The organism is Streptomyces sp. NPDC048584, assembly GCF_043199595.1.
Lineage (GTDB): Bacteria > Actinomycetota > Actinomycetes > Streptomycetales > Streptomycetaceae > Streptomyces > Streptomyces edwardsiae.
Genome location: NZ_JBICWF010000014.1, coordinates 84,410 through 102,243, shown reverse-complemented (window position 1 = coordinate 102,243; position 17,834 = coordinate 84,410). Strand labels below are relative to the sequence as shown.

Here is a 17,834-nt window from a genome sequence, read left to right as displayed (position 1 = left end):
CCTGGGTCCAGCACTACGTCGCACGACGGTGAGGAGGTGACCCGTGGCGGAGCGTCTCACCTTCACCTTGGCCGGCCGTGACGAGCTGACCCGGGTGATGAACGGCACCGCCGATTCGGCGGACCGTCTGCGGCTGCGACTGGCCGGCATCACGGGGGACGCCGACGGCCGACTGAGGGACCTCAACGGCCGATTCTTGACGCTCGCCGAGGCGCAGCGCCTGGTCGACGACCACTCGCAGACCGTCCGGCGCAGCATGAACGATCTGTCGGATGCGGCCGACAAGCTCGGCGAGTCCGTCAAAGCGAACCTGATCTCGCTGCTGCCGGCGGCCATCCCGGCGGCTGCGGGGCTCGCCTCCTCGGCGGCCGTCCTCGCCGGGCAGCTCGGCGCGGTGGGTGTGGCGGCCGGCGTCTACGCGCTCGCCCTCGGCCCGCAGATCTCCGCGATCGGTGAGGCCGTCGACGCGCAGGACAAGTGGGAAGAAGCGGTCCGGACCTCGGGGGCCGCCAGCGAGGAGGCCATCAAGGCGCAGCTCGCCTACCAGCAGCAGTTGGAGAAGCTCCCGCCGGCGACGCGGGAAGCGGCCGTCGCCGTCGGCATCCTCAAGGACAACTATCAGGACTGGTCCGACAGCCTCAGCGACGACGTGATGGGGCCGTTCATCAAGAGCGTCGGCATCGCGAACGCGCTGCTGCCCAAGACCTCGGGGTTGGTGCGCGGTACGTCGGACCAGTTCGACCGGCTCGTTACCCTCGTCGGCGGCGCGATCAGCACGCCCGGGTTCGACGCCCTCACCGGACGGTTCGAAGCGTTCGCGACCGGCACCCTCGATCACGGCATCGACAACCTTACGATCTTCCTCGCCAAGCTGCAGAACGGCGACTACGACAACGGCGAGCTGCGGCAGTGGTGGGACTACGCGCAGGAGGCGGGCCCGCTCGTCGGGGACACACTGGAGAACGTCGCCGACGCACTCCTCAACGTCCTCGAAGCCGGCTCTGGTGTGGGCGTCGGAATGCTCGAGGTCATCAACGCCCTGACCGGCGTCGTGTCCGCGGTGCCCCCCGAGGCGATCGCGATCCTGCTGCAGTTGGCCATCGCCATCAAGGCGGTGAAACTCGCGTCGGCTGGGGCGAGCGCCGCTCAGGCCGGCCTCGCTGCCCTCGGCGTGCAGATCGGCGCCATGCGCGCGGCGGCGTCCGGTGCGCCCGGGGCGCTCGCCGGCACGACGGCGGCGATCGGCACCCTGTCCAAGGCGGCGAAACTGGCGCTGGTCGGGACCGGTCTGGGGCTGCTGCTCATCACCCTCGATCAGCTGTCGACGGCGAGCCAGGAACCGAAAGTCGATGTCGAAAAACTGTCGACGTCCCTGGGCGAGCTGGCGCAGTCGGGCAAGGTTTCCGGGGAGGCCGCCCGCGCCTACGGCAAGGACCTGGCGGGGCTGGGCGAGTCTCTGCAGCTGGCCACCGATCCGGAGGGATGGGACCAGGTACAGCAGTCCCTGACCAGCCTGATCGGCATGGACTCCACGCCGGTGAAGACCGCCAAGGAGGACATCGACGCGCTCGACCAGGCGCTGGCCGGTCTCGTGTCGAGCGGTCAGGCGGACCTGGCGGCGGCGGCCCTCGACAAGATCAAAGCCAGCCTGATCGAGCAGGGGTTCACCAGCGAGGAGATAACCGGGCAGCTCGACGCCTACAAGGCCGCGCTCGCCGGGCAAGCCCTCGAGCAGGAGCTCGCCGCCCAGTCCATGGGCCTGTTCGGTGAACAGGCGCAGGCCGTCCAGGAGAAGCTGGACACCCAGCGGGCCAGCGCCGACGGACTGCGCCAGAGCCTGCAAGCGCTCAACGACGTACAGCGGCAGGGCCTCGGCGGGATGATCGGGTTCGAGGCGGCGATCGACGCGGCGACGAAGGCGGCGCGGGAGAACGCCGGCGTCCTCGACGTGCAGAACGGGCAGCTGGTCCTCAACACCGAGAAGCAGCGGGCGGCGGCGACGTCGCTGCAGGACCTGGCCGCGAAGACCGATGAAGCGGCAGCCAGCGCGCGGGAGTCGGGGGCGTCGTGGGAGACGGTCAACGGGATCTACGACCGCGGCCGGCAGAAGCTCGTCGAGTCCGCGGTGCAGATGGGGCTCACCCGTGGCGAGGCCAAAGCCCTCGCCGACCAGATCCTCAAGACCCCCGACAAGACGGCGAAGCTGCGCGGGGACATGGAGGACCTGCAGCAGAAACTCGACGACGCGAAAGCCCAGCTCAAACGCGTGCCGGACTCCCGCAAAGCCCAGGTGCGGGCGAACATCGACCAACTTGAGCGGCAGATCGCCGCGGCGCGCCGGCAGCTGGACGGGATCGACGGGAAAACGTCCACCACCTACGTGGTGACGCACTACCTCGTACAGGGCGCCACCGGCGAGGTTCGCAACAAGGACAGGTTGCGGCCCGGGCACTACGCGAGCGGTGGATTCCCCGATGCGGGCGAGCTCGCGATCGTCGGTGAGCAGGGCCCTGAGCTCGTCGTGTTCGGGGAGGCCGCGCGCGTGTTCGACTCGACCGTCACCCGACAGATGATCGGCGACGTCAGCGACGGCCGGCTGCCGATCGGGCAGACCATCCGGCCCGGCATGGCCGCTGCCCCCGTGGCGGCCCCGGCCGGGACGGGCGACGGCCGGTCGGTGACGTACAACGTCTACCCGCGCAAGTCGGTGATCAGCGCCAGTGACCTGGAACTGATCACCCGACAGGAGGAGGCGCGCATGCGTGTGGGGAGGCCAGGCTAGATGCCCCTGATCACAGCACCGGTCGTCACACCGGAGGAGCCGACCACACCACCGGTCGACATCCCCGAGATCGGCTACGCGACCATCACCTACATCGACCCGACCGGGACCCGGTGGCCGATGACCAACCTGGCCGCCGACTGGTACACCCTCGCCAAGGGCGTGTCAGGACTGGGCGCGGCGCCGTACGTGCTGACGTCGGATCCGCACCCGCGCGGCGGTGCGCGGCTGCGGCATGTCCAGCCGCAGCCGCGCACGATCGTCTGGCCGCTGTTGATCAAGGGCGCGGATCACTTGGCGTTCACGGCGAACTGGCGGAGCTTGGCGAAGGCGTTCACGCGGACGTTGCGGCTTGGGGCCGACGGCCGGCGTACGCCGGGCACGCTCGAGGTGCTGCGCCCGGATGGTACCGGCCGGCGGATCGCCGTCTACTACAGCCAGGGGTTCGACGGGCAGGGGGACACGGCGACCGGGATCACCTGGGACTCGGCGGTCCTCACCCTGTGGTGTGAGGACCCGTACTGGGAGGACCTGCAGCCGCGGACCGTGCACCGCGAGACCGGGACGCCCGGGGATTTCCTGGCGCCGTACCCGACCGTGTCCTCGTCGCAGGTCCTCGGCGCCACCACCGTCGACAACCCCGGCGACGTCGACGTCTGGCCCCAGTGGACCGTGACCGGCCCGGCCACGGCGATCACGTTCACCCGCGACGACACCGACGACGAGTTCGTCCTCACCATGGCGGACACCGTCCACGGGGCGCTCCTCGCCGGCGAGACGGTGACGATCTCCACCGATCCGCTGCGCGTCGTGTCCGGCACCGGCGAGAACCTCCTCGACGGACTGAACTGGCCCGAGGCCGTCCTGTGGAGCATCCCGCCGGGCCTGACCCCGGTGACGTTCCAGCTGGACGGGGCATCGGACGGCAGCGCCGTCGACCTCACATACCACCCGAGATACGAGACCGCATGATCCAACTGCTGGTCACCGACCAAAGCCTCAGCACCCTCGGCGTCCTGGCCGGATGGACCAAGGTGTCATGCGACCGGAACCACAACCGGCCGGCGGCCGGGTCGGTGACGCTGCCGGCGACGACGGACAACATGGCGCTCCTGCAGTCCGGCCGCCGCCTGGTGCTGATCAGAGATGCGGCCATCTGGTGCGCCGGGCCGATGGAGGTCCCGCAGCAATACGCCTGGGACCTCGGCGCCAACGCCGAGCCGGGCACGGTCACCGTCAACTTCACCGACGACCTCGGCCGGATCGCCGGATACCTCACCTACCCGACCCCGGCCGCGGACTTCGAGTCGCAGACCACGACCAGCGACGTGATGTATCAGCTCACCGACACCAACGCCGAGACGATCATCCGGACGCTGGTGAACGTGAACTGCGGGCCGGGCGCCATCACCGCGCGGCGCATCCCGCAGCTGGTCCTCGACGACGTCGCCGGCGTCGGCAGCACACGCTCGATCAGCACCAGGTTCGACCCGCTGCTCGACGCCTGCCGTACGGCGGCCGCCGTCGACGGGCTGGGGTTCCGCACCCGCCAGGACGGCAGCCAGATCAAGTTCGGCGTGTACGCCCCGGCGGACCGCACCGGCACCGCCCGGTTCTCGGCAGGGCTCGGGAATCTCCGGTCGGTCAAGTTCACCCTCGGCGCGCCGACCGCTACGTCCGAGCTCGTCATGGGAGGCAACGACCCCAAGGACCCCGCCGGTGAAGGTGAGCCCGCGAACGAGCGGGTCTACGTCGAGGTCACCTCGGGGACCGAACCCGACTGGTACCGCGTCGAGAAGCTGATCGAGCAGTCCGGCAAGGACGACAGCAAGGGCGAGCTGACGCAGGCCGGTGTCCTCGCCTTCGGCAACGACAACCCGCAGGCCTCCCTCGCCACAGAGACCGTGGACACCGAGGACCTCAGGGCCGGCCGGGACTACACGCTCGGCGACCAGGTCGCCGTCGTCCTGCCCACCGGTCTGGAGATCGCCGACGTCGTACAGACGATCCGGCTGGAGGCCACCCCGGACGAGGGAGAACTGGTGACCACCGTGGTCGGCAACAGCGATGCCACCACGCTGACGCGGACCGTGTGGACCATACGGGACCTGGCCTATCGGCTGGGCCAGATAGAAGGAAGGGGGTAGCCGTGGCTCAGGACTCATGGCCGGACCCGGCAGATGACCGGGAGATCACCGACGTCCAGTACGAGCAGCTGGCAGCCCGGTTCTCCGACGACGGGGTGTACGGCACCCCACTCGATACCCAGGTCGTGACCGCCGGTATCGGCCTGACCGTGGCCGTACGCGCCGACGTACTGGCGTCGGTGCGCGGGCACGGCTGGACGTCCGGCAGCACCGGCGACACCCTCGATATCGCCCCCAACACCTCGGGGCAGACGCGCGTCGACCGGGTCGTCCTGCGCCTCGACCGCTCGACATGGCAAGTCCGTGCCGTCGTCAAAGAAGGCACGCCCGGGGACGGGCCGCCAGCCCTGACCACGGGCGCCGGGTCCACCACGTACGAGGTACTGCTGGCCGACGTGTCGCTGCTCACCGGCGCCGGGTCCGTCACCGTCACTCGCCGGGAGCTGTACGTGGGTACCCGGCTGCGGCCGGCCACGTCATCCACCCGCAACCTGCACCCCGTCGTAGGCGAGGAGGTGTACGAGACGGACACGGGGATCACGCGGCAGTGGAACGGCAGCAGCTGGCGCATCGTGAACGAGGACGCCGGCGACATCCTGTGCGACTTCCCGGTATCCGCGTGGCAGATCACCGTCGCCAGCGTGCTGGAGGCACGCAACGGGATCGTCTCCTTCCGGCCGGGCAGCTTCAAACGCACGGCGGGCACGCTGTCCGCGTCGTCCGACTCGAAACTGCCGGCTGTCATCCCCAGCAAGTACGTCCATGCCACACGCGACCAGTACATCCTCGGATACATCACCGGTGCCGGGCTGTGCCGCATGCAGATCTACAGCAAGAGCTCGTCGGAGACGGCGCGGCGCGGTGAGCTGTGGCTGATCCACCACCCGGGCCTCACGACCAACGACTTCGTTCTGCCGCACAGCGGCATCAGCTGGATGGTGTGACATGGCGCGAATGCAGTTCGGGCGGGGTGTCGCCGACTACGTGGTGCAGCCCACGGACGGGCAGTGGGGCGTCGGCGCCGGCGTGGCCGTGACGTTCTGGTCCGCCCCGACCGAGGGCACCCAGTACACCGATCTCCTCGACGCCGGCAGCACCCCCATCACCGAGGTGACCACCGACGAGCAGGGGCTCATCCCCACGCTGTGGGGGCCGGACAGCGTCGTCGGCATGTGGGCCGAGGCGGGCGGCGGCACCCGCGCGTGGATGGACGCCCATGAACCCGCCGGCGGTGAGGGCGGCGGCGACGCCGGGTCCGTGCGCGACTGGCTCAACGTCCGCGACTTCGGCGCCCAGGGCGACAATGTCACCGACGACACCGCAGCGATCCAGGCCGCGCTCGCCGCGTGCCCGATGGGCGGCATCGTCTACCTGCCCGCCGGTGCCTACCGGACCAGCGCACCGCTGACGATTCCCCCGGCGGTCACCCTGCAGGGCACCCACACCAACCTGATGACGGTGCCGGGTCTCACCGACCCGCCCTGCTACATCCGGCCGCTCGCGGCGTTCGCGGGGACGGCGGTCATCAGCCTGGTCGACGCCGCGACGGGCGGCTACTCCACGATCTCGGCTGAGCACCGGATCCTGAACCTGATGATCGACGGGCAGGACCTCGTCGACGAGGGCATCGACGGCCTCCGGGCAGCGGGCAACATCCAGAACGTCGGGCTGCGCGACCTGACGATCCGCCGGGTCACCGGTGCCGGCATCCACACCGAGGAGGCGAGCGGGTTCTTCCCGTACTCCTGGCGGCTCCACCGGGTGATGACCGACAACTGCGGTTGGCACGGGTTCGCCGTCGAGGTGATGACCGACATCACCATGGTCGACTGCCAGGCCATCGGCAACGGCGCCAACGGCTTCGAGATCGTCAACGCGGCGAACAGCCAGATGGCCGTGTGCCGGGCCGAGTGGAACGTCGGCAACGGGATCCACATCACGGGGGACTGGGCTACCGGCACCGGCTCCGGCGGCATGCTGATCGGCGACTGCGGCACCGACCGCAACGGGCAGAACGGAGTCCTGGTCGACGCGACCGGGAACCCGCCGATCCAGATCGAGAATCTCCACACCCGGCGCGACGGCCGCAACGACGGCGACGGCGGCGGCGGGTACGCCGGCCTCGCCGTCGCGGACGCCACCGTGCCCGTCCTCGTCGGCCTGGTCACCTGCTACCCCGGCGTCGACGACGACGGCACCCAGACGAACTCGCCGCAGTACGGAGCGAGGTTCACCGGCTGCGCCTACGTATCCGTGGCGTCCGGGTTCCTGCACGCCGCCGATGCGGGATGGTCCGACGCCGGCGACAACACCGTCCTCCGCCGGGGCCTGAACATCGCCGAGCGCACCGGCACTACCGCCGCCCCGGTCGATGCGTTCGCGCCGCCCACCGACGTTGCCGGGAACCTCAACGTCGGCGGGTACGCCGCGGTGAACTCGGGGCAGTCGAACGGCCAGTGGAACATCTGGGCCAACCAGTCCAAGGCGTTGAACCTCGGGTCGGCGGGCGGCGGTATCTCCATCAAGGAGGGCGTCAACGCGCGCATGGGCGTGGCCACGCTGGCGGCGGGGACGGTGACCGTGGCCAACACGTCGGTGACGGCTACAACCCGCGTGCTCGCGTTTCGGCAGGCGGCGGGCGGCACGCTCGGGAACCTGTCCGCCGACGTCGACGCCGGCGTCGGATTCACCATCGATTCCGACAGCGCGGCCGAGACCTCGACCGTGGTCTGGCTCCTCTTCGAACCTGCGTAACTGTCCCGTCTGATCGCCGCCCCGTGCCGCTGTGGCCCGGGGCTTTCGTGTGCCCTGGGAGGCCTCATGAAACTCGTGACCCGCGCCAGCTGGGGTGCGCGTCCGTCTCGATACGAGCTCGCCTACATCGCGTCGACCGGCGGGACGAAAGTCCACTACGAGGGCACGTACGTGCCCAAGAGTCTGGCGGCCACCGACGCGCACAGTACGTGTGCCGGCCGGATGCGGGACCTGCAGGCGAGCCACCTCGCCAACCGGCAGGAGGACTACAGCGACATCGCGTACAACGCGGTCGTCTGCCCGCACGGGGCTGTGTTTGAGGGGCGCGGCCCGCACCGCAAGACCGGAGCGAACGGCAACTCCTCGCTCAACTCCCGTGACTACGCGGTGTGCGCGATGCTCGGCGCGTCCGGCCTGATCGTCCCCACGGACGCCATGCTCGACGGGATCCTTGACGCCATCGGCTGGCTGCGCAACGCCGGCGGCGCGGGCAGCCGGATCGGCGGCCACCGCGACGGGTACGCCACGGCGTGCCCGGGCGACCGGCTGTACGAGTGGGTCAAGGCGGGCGTGCCTCGGCCGGACGGATCCGAGCCGCAGGGCGGCGCCGGCGGCGAGGTAGGCGCCGGCGGGATCGCCCGCTACCAGGTCACGATCAACGGCCTGCGCTACGGGTACGGCGCCACGGGCGCGCACATCACCGCGGTGGGCGAGGCGCTCGTCGACGCAGGGTTCGGCAAGCACTACAAGGTGGGGCCCGGGCCCGAGTGGAGTGACGCCGACACCCGCAACTACCAGGCGTTTCAGCTGGCGATGGGGTACGAGGGGACGGCCCCGCACCAGGACGCCGACGGCGTCCCGGGTGAGGTGAGTCTGCAGCAGCTGCTCGGCAAGGTCCCCGGCAAGACACCGGCCAAGGACAAGGCGGCGCCGCCGTTCCCCGGCCGCAGCGCGTTCGTCCTCGGCAAGACCAACCCCGCCGTGACGACCCTGGACGGCGGGCTGATCCGCAAGAGCTACACCCGGCACCACGACGGCGACGGCTACCAGCCAGGGCCCCGGTTCACCGAGCACACCCGCAAGAACGTGGCCGACTTCCAGCGCGCGACGCCGGCCCTGGCCGGCGACGCGGACGGCTACCCCGGCCCCCTCACCTGGAAGCTCCTCCTCACCTGAAAGGACTGATCATGCATCTGCCCCGCTACTGGAAGGCCATCGCCGGCGCCGTCTCAGCCGGTGCCGGCTCCCTCGCCACGGCGCTCAACGACGACCGGATCACCGCCGGTGAGGGCATCACCGCGGCGCTCGTCGTCCTCGGTGCGCTCGGCATCACCTACTGGGTACCGAACCGCGAGCCCAAGGACAGCGGCCTCGAACAGGCGCTGCGACGTACCGCCGGCGAGTAGGGAGACCCCTATGGACGCCACCACCCTGACCACCCTCGGCAGCCTCCTGCTGGGCGTTGGCGCCGTCGTTGGCGGGCTGGTGTCGTACCTGGGCAAGCGCGGTGAGAACGCGTTGACCGGCTACTCATCGCTCACCGACAACCTGCAGGAAGAACGCGACCGGTTGGACCGGAGGGTGCGGGAGCTGCTCGCCGAGCAGGCCGAGCAGTCCGCCCTGCGCGCCGCCGACCAGGCCGAGATCGCCCGACTACGAGCCCTGATCATCCACCTCGGAGGACAACCGTGACCCGACCTGAGCGGGCTCTTGCCAGCCGCTGGCGGCCCTTGGCGCTGACGTGCTGGCTGGTCGCCCTGTCCGGTGCGGTTGTCCTCATCTGGGCGCGCATCGACGCCGAGACCCAGCGGGCAGACACGCTCGCCGCCGAGGCTGACCGCCGCGGCGACGCCGTCACCACCCTCGCCGGAGACGTCCGCATCCTGCGCGCGCAGGTCCGCGAGGCCGGTGCCACACCGCGCGTGCCCGACCCCAGCCAGGCCGTGGACGGTCTCGACGACCGCACCCGCGTACCCGTGCCGATCCCGGGACCTCGAGGACCGCAAGGCGAGCCCGGTGAACCGGCGCCCACGATCACGCCGGCACCCGGACCGCCGGGGCCTGCGGGGGAAGACGGCGACGACTCCACCGTGCCCGGGCCCGCGGGATCTCCGGGTGCACCTGGTGCCGACTCGACTGTGCCCGGGCCGTCCGGTCCGCCAGGACGGGACGGACGCGATGGACAGACCGGTGCCGACGGGCGGCCGCCGGCCGGCTGGTCCTTCGAGTACGGCGGCGTCACCTACACCTGCACGCCGGTCGACGGGTTCGACCCCGATGCGCCTCGGTACCGGTGCGATGCGCCGGTAGAGCCCAGCCCGGACAGTGGCACCCCACCCAACCCACTGGCGGCCGCGCTCGACCCGAACCGACGGCAGTACCCCTAAACCAACGCGCCCCCTGCGCAGCCCACGACGGGCTGGGCAGGGGGCGATTCAGTGCGACCAGATGTGCTAGACCGACAGCGCTCGAGGGCTGAACCGTACCGGCGTGTTCCACGAGGAAGTGAACACCGACCAGGAGGCTCCCGTGGCCGTCACGATGTCGAAGTACATTCCGATCGTCGTCTTCGCGTGGACCTCAACATGCGTCCCGTCCGGAGAAAGATCCGCCTGCTCTCTCACACCTGTCGGTGGTCCGAGAAGCGTGGCAAGCTCCAGCCGCTTGGTCTCCGGCCAGTACACGGCGATCGTGCCCGGCCCATCCAGCCGCGCGTAGACGTCACGCATGAGATCACTCTCGAGGGCCAGCATGATGCGGGATCCGTTCAGCTGGAACCCGTTCCGCTCGTACCGGGCACGCGTCGCTGGGTGGGCCAGCTCGCGGGCCAGATGGAAGCTGCCCTCCCGGCGGTGCTGCGCATCACTTGCCACTGTTCCACCTCCGTAGGTTCTCTTCCCACTCTGCCAAAAATTCGTCCATGGCAACATCGAAGGCATCTTCGATTACCTGCGGGCCCGTATCAGGCGAGAGTTCGCAGATCGGCTGGTGATCTTTTAGAACCCCGCCTTCACGGGTGAAGAGATGACGGTGAACGGTGCCGTGGCAGCAGTCGATCCTGGCGATTTCTACCCAGGGGCCCCAACCAAGCTCAGTCATCTGCATGATTGCAAAATCCACCATCCGGCCGCGGAGGGTGCGTGACCGCACCCTGAGCTCCTCACCGGGGGCGATCAAAATGTCCCAGGTAGCTTCCTCGGCCGGAGGAACCGGCGGCGGTTCGTATGCCTGATCTTCCGGCCTGTCGGACATGTCCGACAGGTTGCGCCGCCTCCGATTGCGGTTGTTAGCCAACGCCCCTCCCCCTTTTTGGCTAATTAGATAGTGACTTTACCTGCCCGATTTAGTTCAGGGACTCGATAGCCCGAAGGATGAGCTCGCGTGCCTGGGCCCCGTACACGGCCATGCCGCGTAGCTCCTCGAAGGCCTTCAGGTACAGGGACACTTCCGATGGCTGGGTGATGCGGATACGGGCGGACACGAGCTCGACGGACACCAGCTGGTCGTCGTAGACGTGGAAGGTCTCTCGCGGCCAGTGGGCGCGCAGCTCGGTGGCCGCGGGGATGATGCCGAGGGACACCGTGGGCTGTGCGCCGGCGGTGAGGAGGTAACCAAGCTGAGCAGCCATGTTGTCCGTGTCGGCGATCTGGCAGTACAGCACGGACTCCTCGATCACCAGGAGGACCTCGCGGCCGGCCTCGCGGATGACGCCCGAGCGGTCGATGCGGGCGCGTGCTGCCTCGGCGCTGTCATCGACGGCCAGGTCTCGGAACCTCGCGGCCGCGCCGAGGACGCCGGCGGCGTAGCCCTCGGTCTGTAGGAGGCCGGGTACGAGGGTGGACGAGTACACGCGGAACCGGGCGGTGGTGCGGATCAGCTGGGCGGTGCCTGCCTGCAGCTCGGTCAGTCCCCGCCGGACCTGGTGCCGCCACTCCTTGTACATGGACTCGGCGTTGACGGACTGCACAATCAGGTCCTGCGCCTGATCTGTGGCGCCGGTGGCCGCGCACCACAGCCGAATGTCTACGGCGCTGGGGCCGGTGAGCGCATTCTCGATCCGGGATGTCTTGGAGTTGTGCCACCCGCAGGCGTTGCCGAGCGCGACGACCGTGAGCCCCGCCTCTTTACGGAGGTCGCGCAGGCGTCTGGCGACGGCCTCGCGCGCGGCCTGGGCGGAGGAGGACGGGGACACGGGCATGGGGTTGGCCTTACGGGTGCTAGTGGATCTCGTACTGGTCGTGTGGGGTGGCTCGCTCCCACACCGCCTCGAAGGCGGACTCGCAGAGCGCGGCCGCAGTGGGGTTGTCGGACAGCTCCTGACCGGCTGAGGCGCCGTCACCGGTGAAGTGGTTCCAGCGGATCAGCCGGCCGTCGAACAGCCAGAAGTCATTCCCGGGCAGGGCGATGTCGCTGGCGCGGCGGCGTGGCAGCCAGCGGACGCTTTCGCCGGCGGCGACGTTGGTGAAGGTGCCGGAGTGCTCGAAGCGGATGTACTCGGTGACCGGCTCAGAGATGATGCGGGCCCGGCGGACGACGATGCCGCGGGCAACGGATTTCCGGATGAGGTCCACCCACGGACGCCACCAGGTCGCCTCGTCGTCGGGATCGAGCCGGACACCGCTGCGCCATTCGTCGAAGCGGGTGCGCTCGTTCTCGACGGAGTAGACGTCGCGCATTTCCAGGTGCACGGCGGACTGCGTGCAGGAGGAGATCAGGTCAGCGAACGGTGGCGCGCTCGACGGCATCGCAGGCCTCCCTGATCATGTGCACCATCCTGGCCGGGACGCGGACAACGGCTTCATGCTCGGGGATCCCCTGTGCATGGCCGGGGATCGTGAGCGCAGCGCACTCCGCTTCCAGTTCGGGACTCGGCTTCCACCCCTGGAAAACGATCTCCTTCTTCTCTCGGTCGACCCATACGGTGGGGGACTCGTCATCTCCCGTATTGGGATCGATCCCGATGAACAGTAGTGGCATGGCCGCCTCCTTCAACGGTGTGTGCATATTTCTGCATCACCGTTTCTGGCCTGCGCTGTCACGTCAAGAGCGGAAAGCGGCCAAGGAGGCAGGCGAGTGACTTGCATGCAGAAATCTGCACATCGCTGGATGTGCAGCAGATCTCACTTCTAGCTTCGTGACCAGCGGCGACTCGACCTCTCTGCCCATGTACACGCCGCACCTCGATCCCGGGCAGAGCAGCGCACCGGAGGCACGAGGATGACCGGCGAGAACACACCACCGCGCACCCTGCGCCCTGTCGAGGCCGGCCCCGGGGTGCTGGTGCATCCGACCGCCAGCCGGCGGCTGGCGACCGAGCAGTGGCTCGCGTCCGCCCACATCGAGTCCCCCGCGCAGGCCCGCCGGGACTGGCGCAGGACGGGCGTGGCGCTGCTGGCCCTGGGGACACTGTTCTCTGCGGTGCGGATTCCTCTCCGTCTCGCACTCGCGCCGATCGGCGGGGTCCGCCCCTCGGCCGAGGCCGATGCGTTCCTGGCCCAGGTCCTCGAGGACGGGCCGGTGATCTGCCACCCGGCCGGCCGCCGCTACTACGCCCTGGTCCCGGCGAGCATGCCGACCACGTGGCACCAGGCGGCAGACGAGTGGCGCACCGACGAGGTCGACTGCCTCGGCCGCGACACGTACCTCGGGGTGCCCCGCCTGGACAGGACATGTCTGGAGACAGCGTCGCTCGACTCCTACTGGTCGGTGCCGATGACCTCCATGGGGTCACTGTGCGCGCCGCTCGCAGTGGCACGCCTGATCGCGGCCGGCAAGCACGCCCTCGCCGACGAGGATGTGCTGTGAGTCGCCGCGCGCTGATCGTCTACCTGGCGGTGCTGCTCGGCCTGGCCGGCGCCCTGGTCTGGGGCGTCGCTACCTGCGGCTGCTGACCCCCACAAGAACTGCCCCGCTCGTCCGTGCCCCCGTCACGGATGAGCGGGGCTTCCCTTTGCGCTTAACCTACGTACCAAACTGAAGTTCTCATCCCAGATGTGCAGGCCGTCCTTGGTCTCCACGCACTCCTGAGCCACACCCGGGCCGATCACCTCCGACAGCCCGTATATGTCGACCGCGTCGATCGCGAACCGCTCCTCGATCTCCTGCCGCATCCGCTCCGTCCACGGCTCCGCGCCGAAGATCCCCACCCGTAGCGAGGTGGAGCGCGGGTCTACGCCCTGCCGCTCGAACTCGTCGAGCAGGGTGAGCATGTAGGACGGCGTCACCATGATGATCGAGGGCTTCAGATCCTGGATCAGCGTCACCTGGCGGGACGTCATCCCGCCGGACGCGGGGATCACCGTACAGCCGAGCCGTTCGGCACCGTAGTGTGCGCCCAGGCCACCGGTGAACAGGCCATAGCCGTAGGCCACATGTGCCGTGTCCCCGGGGCGGCCGCCCGCCGCGCGGATGGACCGGGCCACCATGTCGGCCCACATGGAAAGGTCACCGTCCGTGTAGCCGACGACCGTGGGGCGTCCGGTGGTGCCGCTGGAGGCATGCAGCCGGCGGATACGGTCGCGGGGTACCGCGAACATGCCGTACGGGTAGTTCGCGCGCAGGTCGGCCTTGGTGGTGAACGGGAAGCGGGACAGATCCGACAGGGAACGGCAGTCGTCCGGGTGGACGCCCGCCTTGTCGAAGGACTCCCGGTAGAACGGCACGTTGCCGTACGCGTGCCGCAGGGAACTCCGCAGCCGTTCCAGCTGGAGCGCGCGCAGCCCTTCGGGGTCGAGCCGCTCCGCCGTATCCGTCATCGGCGCCGTCCTCCCACCTGTCACAGCAATGCGGACGACCGATCATTCGGTCGATCTTTCCGGGATCAGTAAGTCAGGCCACTGGGCCGGGGGCAAGGGTCAGCCAGTACTTTTGTCGAGACCGCCTACTGGCGCACCGGCCCGTACGCCGTCATGAAGCGGTCGCGGAAGGTGTCCATGCCCCAGCGCGGGGCGTCGGCCGCGGGCTTCAGACCGTCGGTCCAGTTCCAGTCGGCCACCCGCTCCAGCACCTTCGGATCCTTGGCCACGATCGACACCGGCACATCCTTGACGGTGCTGCCGGCGGTGACGGTGGGCACCGGCTGGTGATCGCCCAGGAACACCAGGACCGTGTTCTCGTCGCCGTACCGCTCGACCCACTCGGTGAGGCTGCTCAGCGAGTACTCGATGGCCCGCCGGTACTCGGTGCGCACGTTCTCCGGGTCCTTCCAGACCTCCTTCGGATCCGTGCCCTCCTTCTTGATCTCGTGGAACACCGAACCGTCGCCGAGATCGTCCCAGTCGATCATGTGCGCGATGGGGGACCAGGGGTTGTGGCTGGAGGCCAGGATGATCTCCGCCATGATCGGCTCGCGGTCCTTCCGGCCGTGCTCCAGACGCTCGAAGGCCTCCAGGCTGAACTGGTCGGGCACGGGGGTCCAGCTGAAGTACGGACCCTGGTAGCCGAGGTGCTCCGAGTCGTAGATGTGGTCCAGGCCGAAGAACTTCCCCTCCGGCCAGGCCCGCCGCACCCCGGGCACGATACCGACGGTCCGCCAGTCACCGGTCTTGCGGAAGTAGTTGGTCAGGGTCATGCGGTCACTGGTGGTCAGACTGCGGTAGCGCTGCTGGTTCTTGATCCACAGGCCGGACAGGAAGGTGGAGTGCGCGAGCCAGCTGCCCGCCCCGGTCACCGGGGACTTCAGCCAGCCGCTGCGGGAGGCGAAACCGGCGTCCTCCAGCCGCCGCGTGCCCTCCCTCAGCGCCGTGTCCATCGGTCCGGCCATCGCCGGATCGTCGATCGCCACCCGGCCGTAGGACTCGATGAACGTGAACAGGACGTCCTTGCCGCGCAGCCCGGTGAACAGCTGATCGGGAGGCGTCCTCGCGAAGGCGTCGACGGACGCCTCCTTCTCGAAGACCCGCGCGTCCCGCAGCCCCGCCCGTACCTGCTCCACCCGGTCGCCCACCAGATCCGCCGTGCCCTTGTCGGCGATCGGCACCCCGCCGACCTGCACGCCGACCGTGACACAGGTGATCCACGCGACGCCCAGCACCAGCAGCGTGCGCACGGCGACGGGACGATGACGGGTCATCAGCCCGGTCAGCCGTACCGTCGCCAGTGTCATCAGCGCCAGCAGGGCCACGAACAGCACGATCACCCCGACCACGGCCAGCACCTGACCGCCCCGGCCGAACGACTCCCGGACGAAGTCCGTCGCGTCGTCCAGCAGGATCCAGTCGAGCACCAGGTCGAAGGGGCGGGCCAGCACCTGGTAGAAGCCCATGTCCATGAATTTCAGGACGGTCAGCAGACCCAGCAGAACGCCTATGACCATGGCCGTGATCCGCCGCCACCGTGCCTTGAGCGTGAGCAGCAGCGTGGCGAGCAGGATGCCCTCGGCGGGCAGCCGCAGGAACGCGCCGGCCTCGAGGCGTTCCACCCGGTTCGGCACGAGGAGCGCGAAGAGGACCAGCGCTGCGGCGAGGACCGTGATCGCCACGGTGACACCGTGTGCCGTGCGCGGCCACCGGTGCCGCCAGCCGAACCATCCCGGCGGTGTGGCCGCAGGTGGTGTGCCTTCTTCGGGTGCGGCGGGTTCTCCCCGGTCCGCTTCGCCCTCGGTGGTGTCCTGCGGTCGGCGGGGGCGAGTGAAGAGCGACACCCGGAGGGTCCTTCCGTGCGGTACTGCGATGGCATGACGAACGGGGCCCGGTGCGCGGACCTGCACACCAGTACGTCGACATGTCCCTCCCGGTTCAACGCACACCCGCTCCCTCTCCTCCGCCGGCCCCCGTGCCCCCGCACGAAGGCACATGTCGCGCGGCCTGTCGGGGGCAGGGACCGGTCGCTAGGCTGACCCGCGGACGACGGAAATCGGGAGGAGCACGGACGTGGCCGACAGCACCACCCAGCAGCGCCCGCTCACGGGCTGGGACAAGCCGGACCTGGACCTGAGCAACGCACAGTGGCAGTCCAGCAGCCGTGGCCTGGGCGATGTCCAGATCGCCTTCGTGGAGGGCTTCATCGCCATGCGCAACAGTGGCCACCCGGAGAGCCCCGGTCTGATCTTCACACCCGCCGAGTGGGGTGCGTTTGTGTCGGGGGCACGGGAAGGGGAGTTCGACCTGACCTGAGCGGCGTCGCCGCGGGGGTGTTCCGCGCGTTTTTCCGGACACGCGATCCGAAGTGCCGTTCCCGGACCCGGCCTGAGTCAGGCTGGCCGGGGGAGGCGCGGGACAGAGGTCGTAGGCCGTATCCGGAGGCGAGGAATCATGAGCACCCAGCCGGTCGTCGCGGCGGTCGACGGTTCGGACGACAGTCTCCGCGCACTTCGGTGGGCCCTGGACGCCGCACGCCGGCGTGCGGCCCCGCTGCGGGTCGTGCACGTACGCCAGTACGCCCCCTGGGCTCGGCCCGAGGTGCTGGCGGCCGGGCCGCCGGACCCCGACGAGGACCCGGTCCTCGACCGGGCCCGCGAACACCTGGCGGGCTTCTCCGAGGCCGAGTACGTCGCGCTGGAGGGGGCGCCGGGCGCTCTGCTGCCTGAAGCGGGGGCGGAGGCGGCGTTGCTGGTGCTCGGCTCCCGGGGGCGCGGGGGCTTCGCGAGCCTGCTGCTCGGCTCCACCTCCCTGGCCGCGGCGCGTGACGCCGAGTGCCCGGTCGTCGTCGTGCCGCGGCCCGGACGCGGGGGAGACGGCGCGGGGCCGGCAGGGCCTGACGCGCCGGTCGTGGTCGGGGTGAACGCCGACAGTCCCGACGAGGCCACGCTCGCCTTCGCCTTCGCGGAGGCGGCACTGCGCGGGGTCCCGCTGAGGATCCTCGCGGCCTACCCCTGGCCCCTGCAGACCTGGATGCTGCCCGGGGAGATGCCGCCGCCGGACATCGACCAGGACGCGGTCGCACACGAGACCCGGGTCCTGGCGGACGGCTTCCTCGCCCCGTACCGGGAGCGCCACGACTCGGTCACCGCGCGGACGGACGTGCTCCCCGGCGACGCGGCCGGCCACCTGGTCGAGGCATCCCGGGACGCGTCCCTGGTGATCGTGGGCCGCCACCGCCGCCGCCTCCTGTCCCCGGCCCGCATGATGGGCTCGGTAACCCAGGCGGTACTCCTGCACGCGGCGAGCCCGGCAGCGGTGATCCCACCCGCGCAGCTGACATAGCTCCCGCAC

At 69.8% G+C, this 17,834-nt stretch carries 18 protein-coding genes and 1 pseudogene; 12 read left to right on the top strand and 7 right to left on the bottom strand.

The annotated features are described in order from the left end of the window. The first annotated feature begins 43 nt into the window (after window positions 1-43). The 9 genes from ACGFR9_RS27765 to ACGFR9_RS27725 all read left to right on the top strand — a co-directional run bounded on the left by ACGFR9_RS27765 (window position 44) and on the right by ACGFR9_RS27725 (window position 10,070). Window positions 44-2,782 carry a hypothetical protein gene (locus ACGFR9_RS27765; RefSeq protein WP_393213415.1) on the top strand — a complete coding sequence of 913 codons (2,739 nt, stop codon included), beginning with the start codon at window positions 44-46 and terminating at the stop codon, window positions 2,780-2,782. Next, window positions 2,783-3,754 carry a phage tail protein gene (locus ACGFR9_RS27760; protein ID WP_393213413.1) on the top strand — a complete coding sequence of 324 codons (972 nt, stop codon included), beginning with the start codon at window positions 2,783-2,785 and terminating at the stop codon, window positions 3,752-3,754. Continuing rightward, window positions 3,751-4,929 carry a siphovirus ReqiPepy6 Gp37-like family protein gene (locus ACGFR9_RS27755; RefSeq protein WP_393213410.1) on the top strand — a complete coding sequence of 393 codons (1,179 nt, stop codon included), beginning with the start codon at window positions 3,751-3,753 and terminating at the stop codon, window positions 4,927-4,929. Before ACGFR9_RS27760 ends, ACGFR9_RS27755 begins: the two co-directional genes overlap by 4 nt. Window positions 4,930-4,931: 2 nt before the next feature. After that, on the top strand, window positions 4,932-5,873 hold the full coding sequence (locus ACGFR9_RS27750; protein WP_393213407.1) for a hypothetical protein: 942 nt from the start codon (window positions 4,932-4,934) through the stop codon (window positions 5,871-5,873). A gap of 1 nt (window position 5,874) precedes the next feature. Further along, window positions 5,875-7,683 carry a glycosyl hydrolase family 28-related protein gene (locus ACGFR9_RS27745; protein ID WP_393213404.1) on the top strand — a complete coding sequence of 603 codons (1,809 nt, stop codon included), beginning with the start codon at window positions 5,875-5,877 and terminating at the stop codon, window positions 7,681-7,683. Between the two features lie 66 nt (window positions 7,684-7,749). Next, window positions 7,750-8,859, top strand: coding sequence for a peptidoglycan-binding protein (locus tag ACGFR9_RS27740; protein ID WP_393213401.1), 1,110 nt, complete (start codon window positions 7,750-7,752; stop codon window positions 8,857-8,859). A gap of 11 nt (window positions 8,860-8,870) precedes the next feature. Beyond that, entirely contained in the window at window positions 8,871-9,089 is a 219-nt protein-coding gene (locus ACGFR9_RS27735) for a hypothetical protein (RefSeq protein WP_393213398.1), read from the top strand. Window positions 9,090-9,099: 10 nt separating this feature from the next. Continuing rightward, window positions 9,100-9,375 (top strand): hypothetical protein, encoded by a 276-nt coding sequence (locus tag ACGFR9_RS27730; protein ID WP_393213396.1) that lies wholly within the window; start codon window positions 9,100-9,102, stop codon window positions 9,373-9,375. Further along, window positions 9,372-10,070 carry a collagen-like protein gene (locus tag ACGFR9_RS27725; protein ID WP_393213393.1) on the top strand — a complete coding sequence of 233 codons (699 nt, stop codon included), beginning with the start codon at window positions 9,372-9,374 and terminating at the stop codon, window positions 10,068-10,070. Before ACGFR9_RS27730 ends, ACGFR9_RS27725 begins: the two co-directional genes overlap by 4 nt. 66 nt (window positions 10,071-10,136) lie before the next feature. Here ACGFR9_RS27725 and ACGFR9_RS27720 read toward each other — a convergent pair whose 3' ends face one another. The 5 genes from ACGFR9_RS27720 to ACGFR9_RS27700 form a co-directional block, all read right to left on the bottom strand. After that, window positions 10,137-10,556, bottom strand: a complete 420-nt coding sequence (locus ACGFR9_RS27720) for a hypothetical protein (protein ID WP_393213390.1) — start codon at window positions 10,554-10,556, stop codon at window positions 10,137-10,139. Continuing rightward, complete coding sequence (locus tag ACGFR9_RS27715) at window positions 10,546-10,935, bottom strand: hypothetical protein (protein WP_393213388.1); 390 nt, start codon at window positions 10,933-10,935, stop codon at window positions 10,546-10,548. Before ACGFR9_RS27715 ends, ACGFR9_RS27720 begins: the two co-directional genes overlap by 11 nt. Before the next feature lie 91 nt (window positions 10,936-11,026). After that, window positions 11,027-11,881 (bottom strand): helix-turn-helix domain-containing protein, encoded by an 855-nt coding sequence (locus ACGFR9_RS27710; RefSeq protein ID WP_393213385.1) that lies wholly within the window; start codon window positions 11,879-11,881, stop codon window positions 11,027-11,029. Window positions 11,882-11,900: 19 nt separating this feature from the next. After that, window positions 11,901-12,428: a DUF6879 family protein gene (locus tag ACGFR9_RS27705; protein WP_393213382.1), complete on the bottom strand. Its 528-nt coding sequence runs from the start codon at window positions 12,426-12,428 to the stop codon at window positions 11,901-11,903. After that, the gene (locus tag ACGFR9_RS27700; protein ID WP_393213379.1) at window positions 12,400-12,660 is read right to left on the bottom strand and encodes a hypothetical protein; all 261 of its coding nucleotides are present in this window, start codon (window positions 12,658-12,660) and stop codon (window positions 12,400-12,402) included. Before ACGFR9_RS27700 ends, ACGFR9_RS27705 begins: the two co-directional genes overlap by 29 nt. 240 nt (window positions 12,661-12,900) lie before the next feature. On the opposite strand from ACGFR9_RS27700, the gene ACGFR9_RS27695 reads away from it, so the two are divergent. Further along, on the top strand, window positions 12,901-13,488 hold the full coding sequence (locus ACGFR9_RS27695) for a hypothetical protein (RefSeq protein ID WP_393213376.1): 588 nt from the start codon (window positions 12,901-12,903) through the stop codon (window positions 13,486-13,488). A gap of 170 nt (window positions 13,489-13,658) precedes the next feature. On the opposite strand, the pseudogene ACGFR9_RS27690 reads toward ACGFR9_RS27695, so the two are convergent. Both ACGFR9_RS27690 and ACGFR9_RS27685 read right to left on the bottom strand, forming a co-directional pair. Further along, window positions 13,659-14,438 (bottom strand): annotated as a pseudogene (locus ACGFR9_RS27690) (AMP-binding protein); the annotation flags it as partial. 125 nt (window positions 14,439-14,563) lie between these two features. Continuing rightward, complete coding sequence (locus ACGFR9_RS27685; RefSeq protein WP_393213374.1) at window positions 14,564-16,324, bottom strand: sulfatase; 1,761 nt, start codon at window positions 16,322-16,324, stop codon at window positions 14,564-14,566. Between the two features lie 229 nt (window positions 16,325-16,553). On the opposite strand from ACGFR9_RS27685, the gene ACGFR9_RS27680 reads away from it, so the two are divergent. Together ACGFR9_RS27680 and ACGFR9_RS27675 are read left to right on the top strand one after the other, a co-directional pair. Then, complete coding sequence (locus ACGFR9_RS27680) at window positions 16,554-16,796, top strand: DUF397 domain-containing protein (protein WP_393213371.1); 243 nt, start codon at window positions 16,554-16,556, stop codon at window positions 16,794-16,796. A gap of 138 nt (window positions 16,797-16,934) precedes the next feature. After that, window positions 16,935-17,825, top strand: coding sequence for a universal stress protein (locus ACGFR9_RS27675; RefSeq protein ID WP_393213368.1), 891 nt, complete (start codon window positions 16,935-16,937; stop codon window positions 17,823-17,825). The last annotated feature ends 9 nt before the right edge of the window (window positions 17,826-17,834 follow it).

Excerpts from the sequence above, each read along its gene's own strand:
- ACGFR9_RS27715 (WP_393213388.1), bottom strand. The coding sequence starts at position 10,935 with ATGTCCGACAGGCCGGAAGATCAGGCATACGAACCGCCGCCGGTTCCT.
- ACGFR9_RS27700 (WP_393213379.1), bottom strand. The coding sequence starts at position 12,660 with ATGCCACTACTGTTCATCGGGATCGATCCCAATACGGGAGATGACGAG.
- ACGFR9_RS27730 (WP_393213396.1), top strand. The coding sequence starts at position 9,100 with ATGGACGCCACCACCCTGACCACCCTCGGCAGCCTCCTGCTGGGCGTT.
- ACGFR9_RS27710 (WP_393213385.1), bottom strand. The coding sequence starts at position 11,881 with ATGCCCGTGTCCCCGTCCTCCTCCGCCCAGGCCGCGCGCGAGGCCGTC.
- ACGFR9_RS27745 (WP_393213404.1), top strand. The coding sequence starts at position 5,875 with ATGGCGCGAATGCAGTTCGGGCGGGGTGTCGCCGACTACGTGGTGCAG.
- ACGFR9_RS27705 (WP_393213382.1), bottom strand. The coding sequence starts at position 12,428 with ATGCCGTCGAGCGCGCCACCGTTCGCTGACCTGATCTCCTCCTGCACG.
- ACGFR9_RS27695 (WP_393213376.1), top strand. The coding sequence starts at position 12,901 with ATGACCGGCGAGAACACACCACCGCGCACCCTGCGCCCTGTCGAGGCC.
- ACGFR9_RS27675 (WP_393213368.1), top strand. The coding sequence starts at position 16,935 with ATGAGCACCCAGCCGGTCGTCGCGGCGGTCGACGGTTCGGACGACAGT.
- ACGFR9_RS27755 (WP_393213410.1), top strand. The coding sequence starts at position 3,751 with ATGATCCAACTGCTGGTCACCGACCAAAGCCTCAGCACCCTCGGCGTC.
- ACGFR9_RS27740 (WP_393213401.1), top strand. The coding sequence starts at position 7,750 with ATGAAACTCGTGACCCGCGCCAGCTGGGGTGCGCGTCCGTCTCGATAC.
- ACGFR9_RS27760 (WP_393213413.1), top strand. The coding sequence starts at position 2,783 with ATGCCCCTGATCACAGCACCGGTCGTCACACCGGAGGAGCCGACCACA.
- ACGFR9_RS27735 (WP_393213398.1), top strand. The coding sequence starts at position 8,871 with ATGCATCTGCCCCGCTACTGGAAGGCCATCGCCGGCGCCGTCTCAGCC.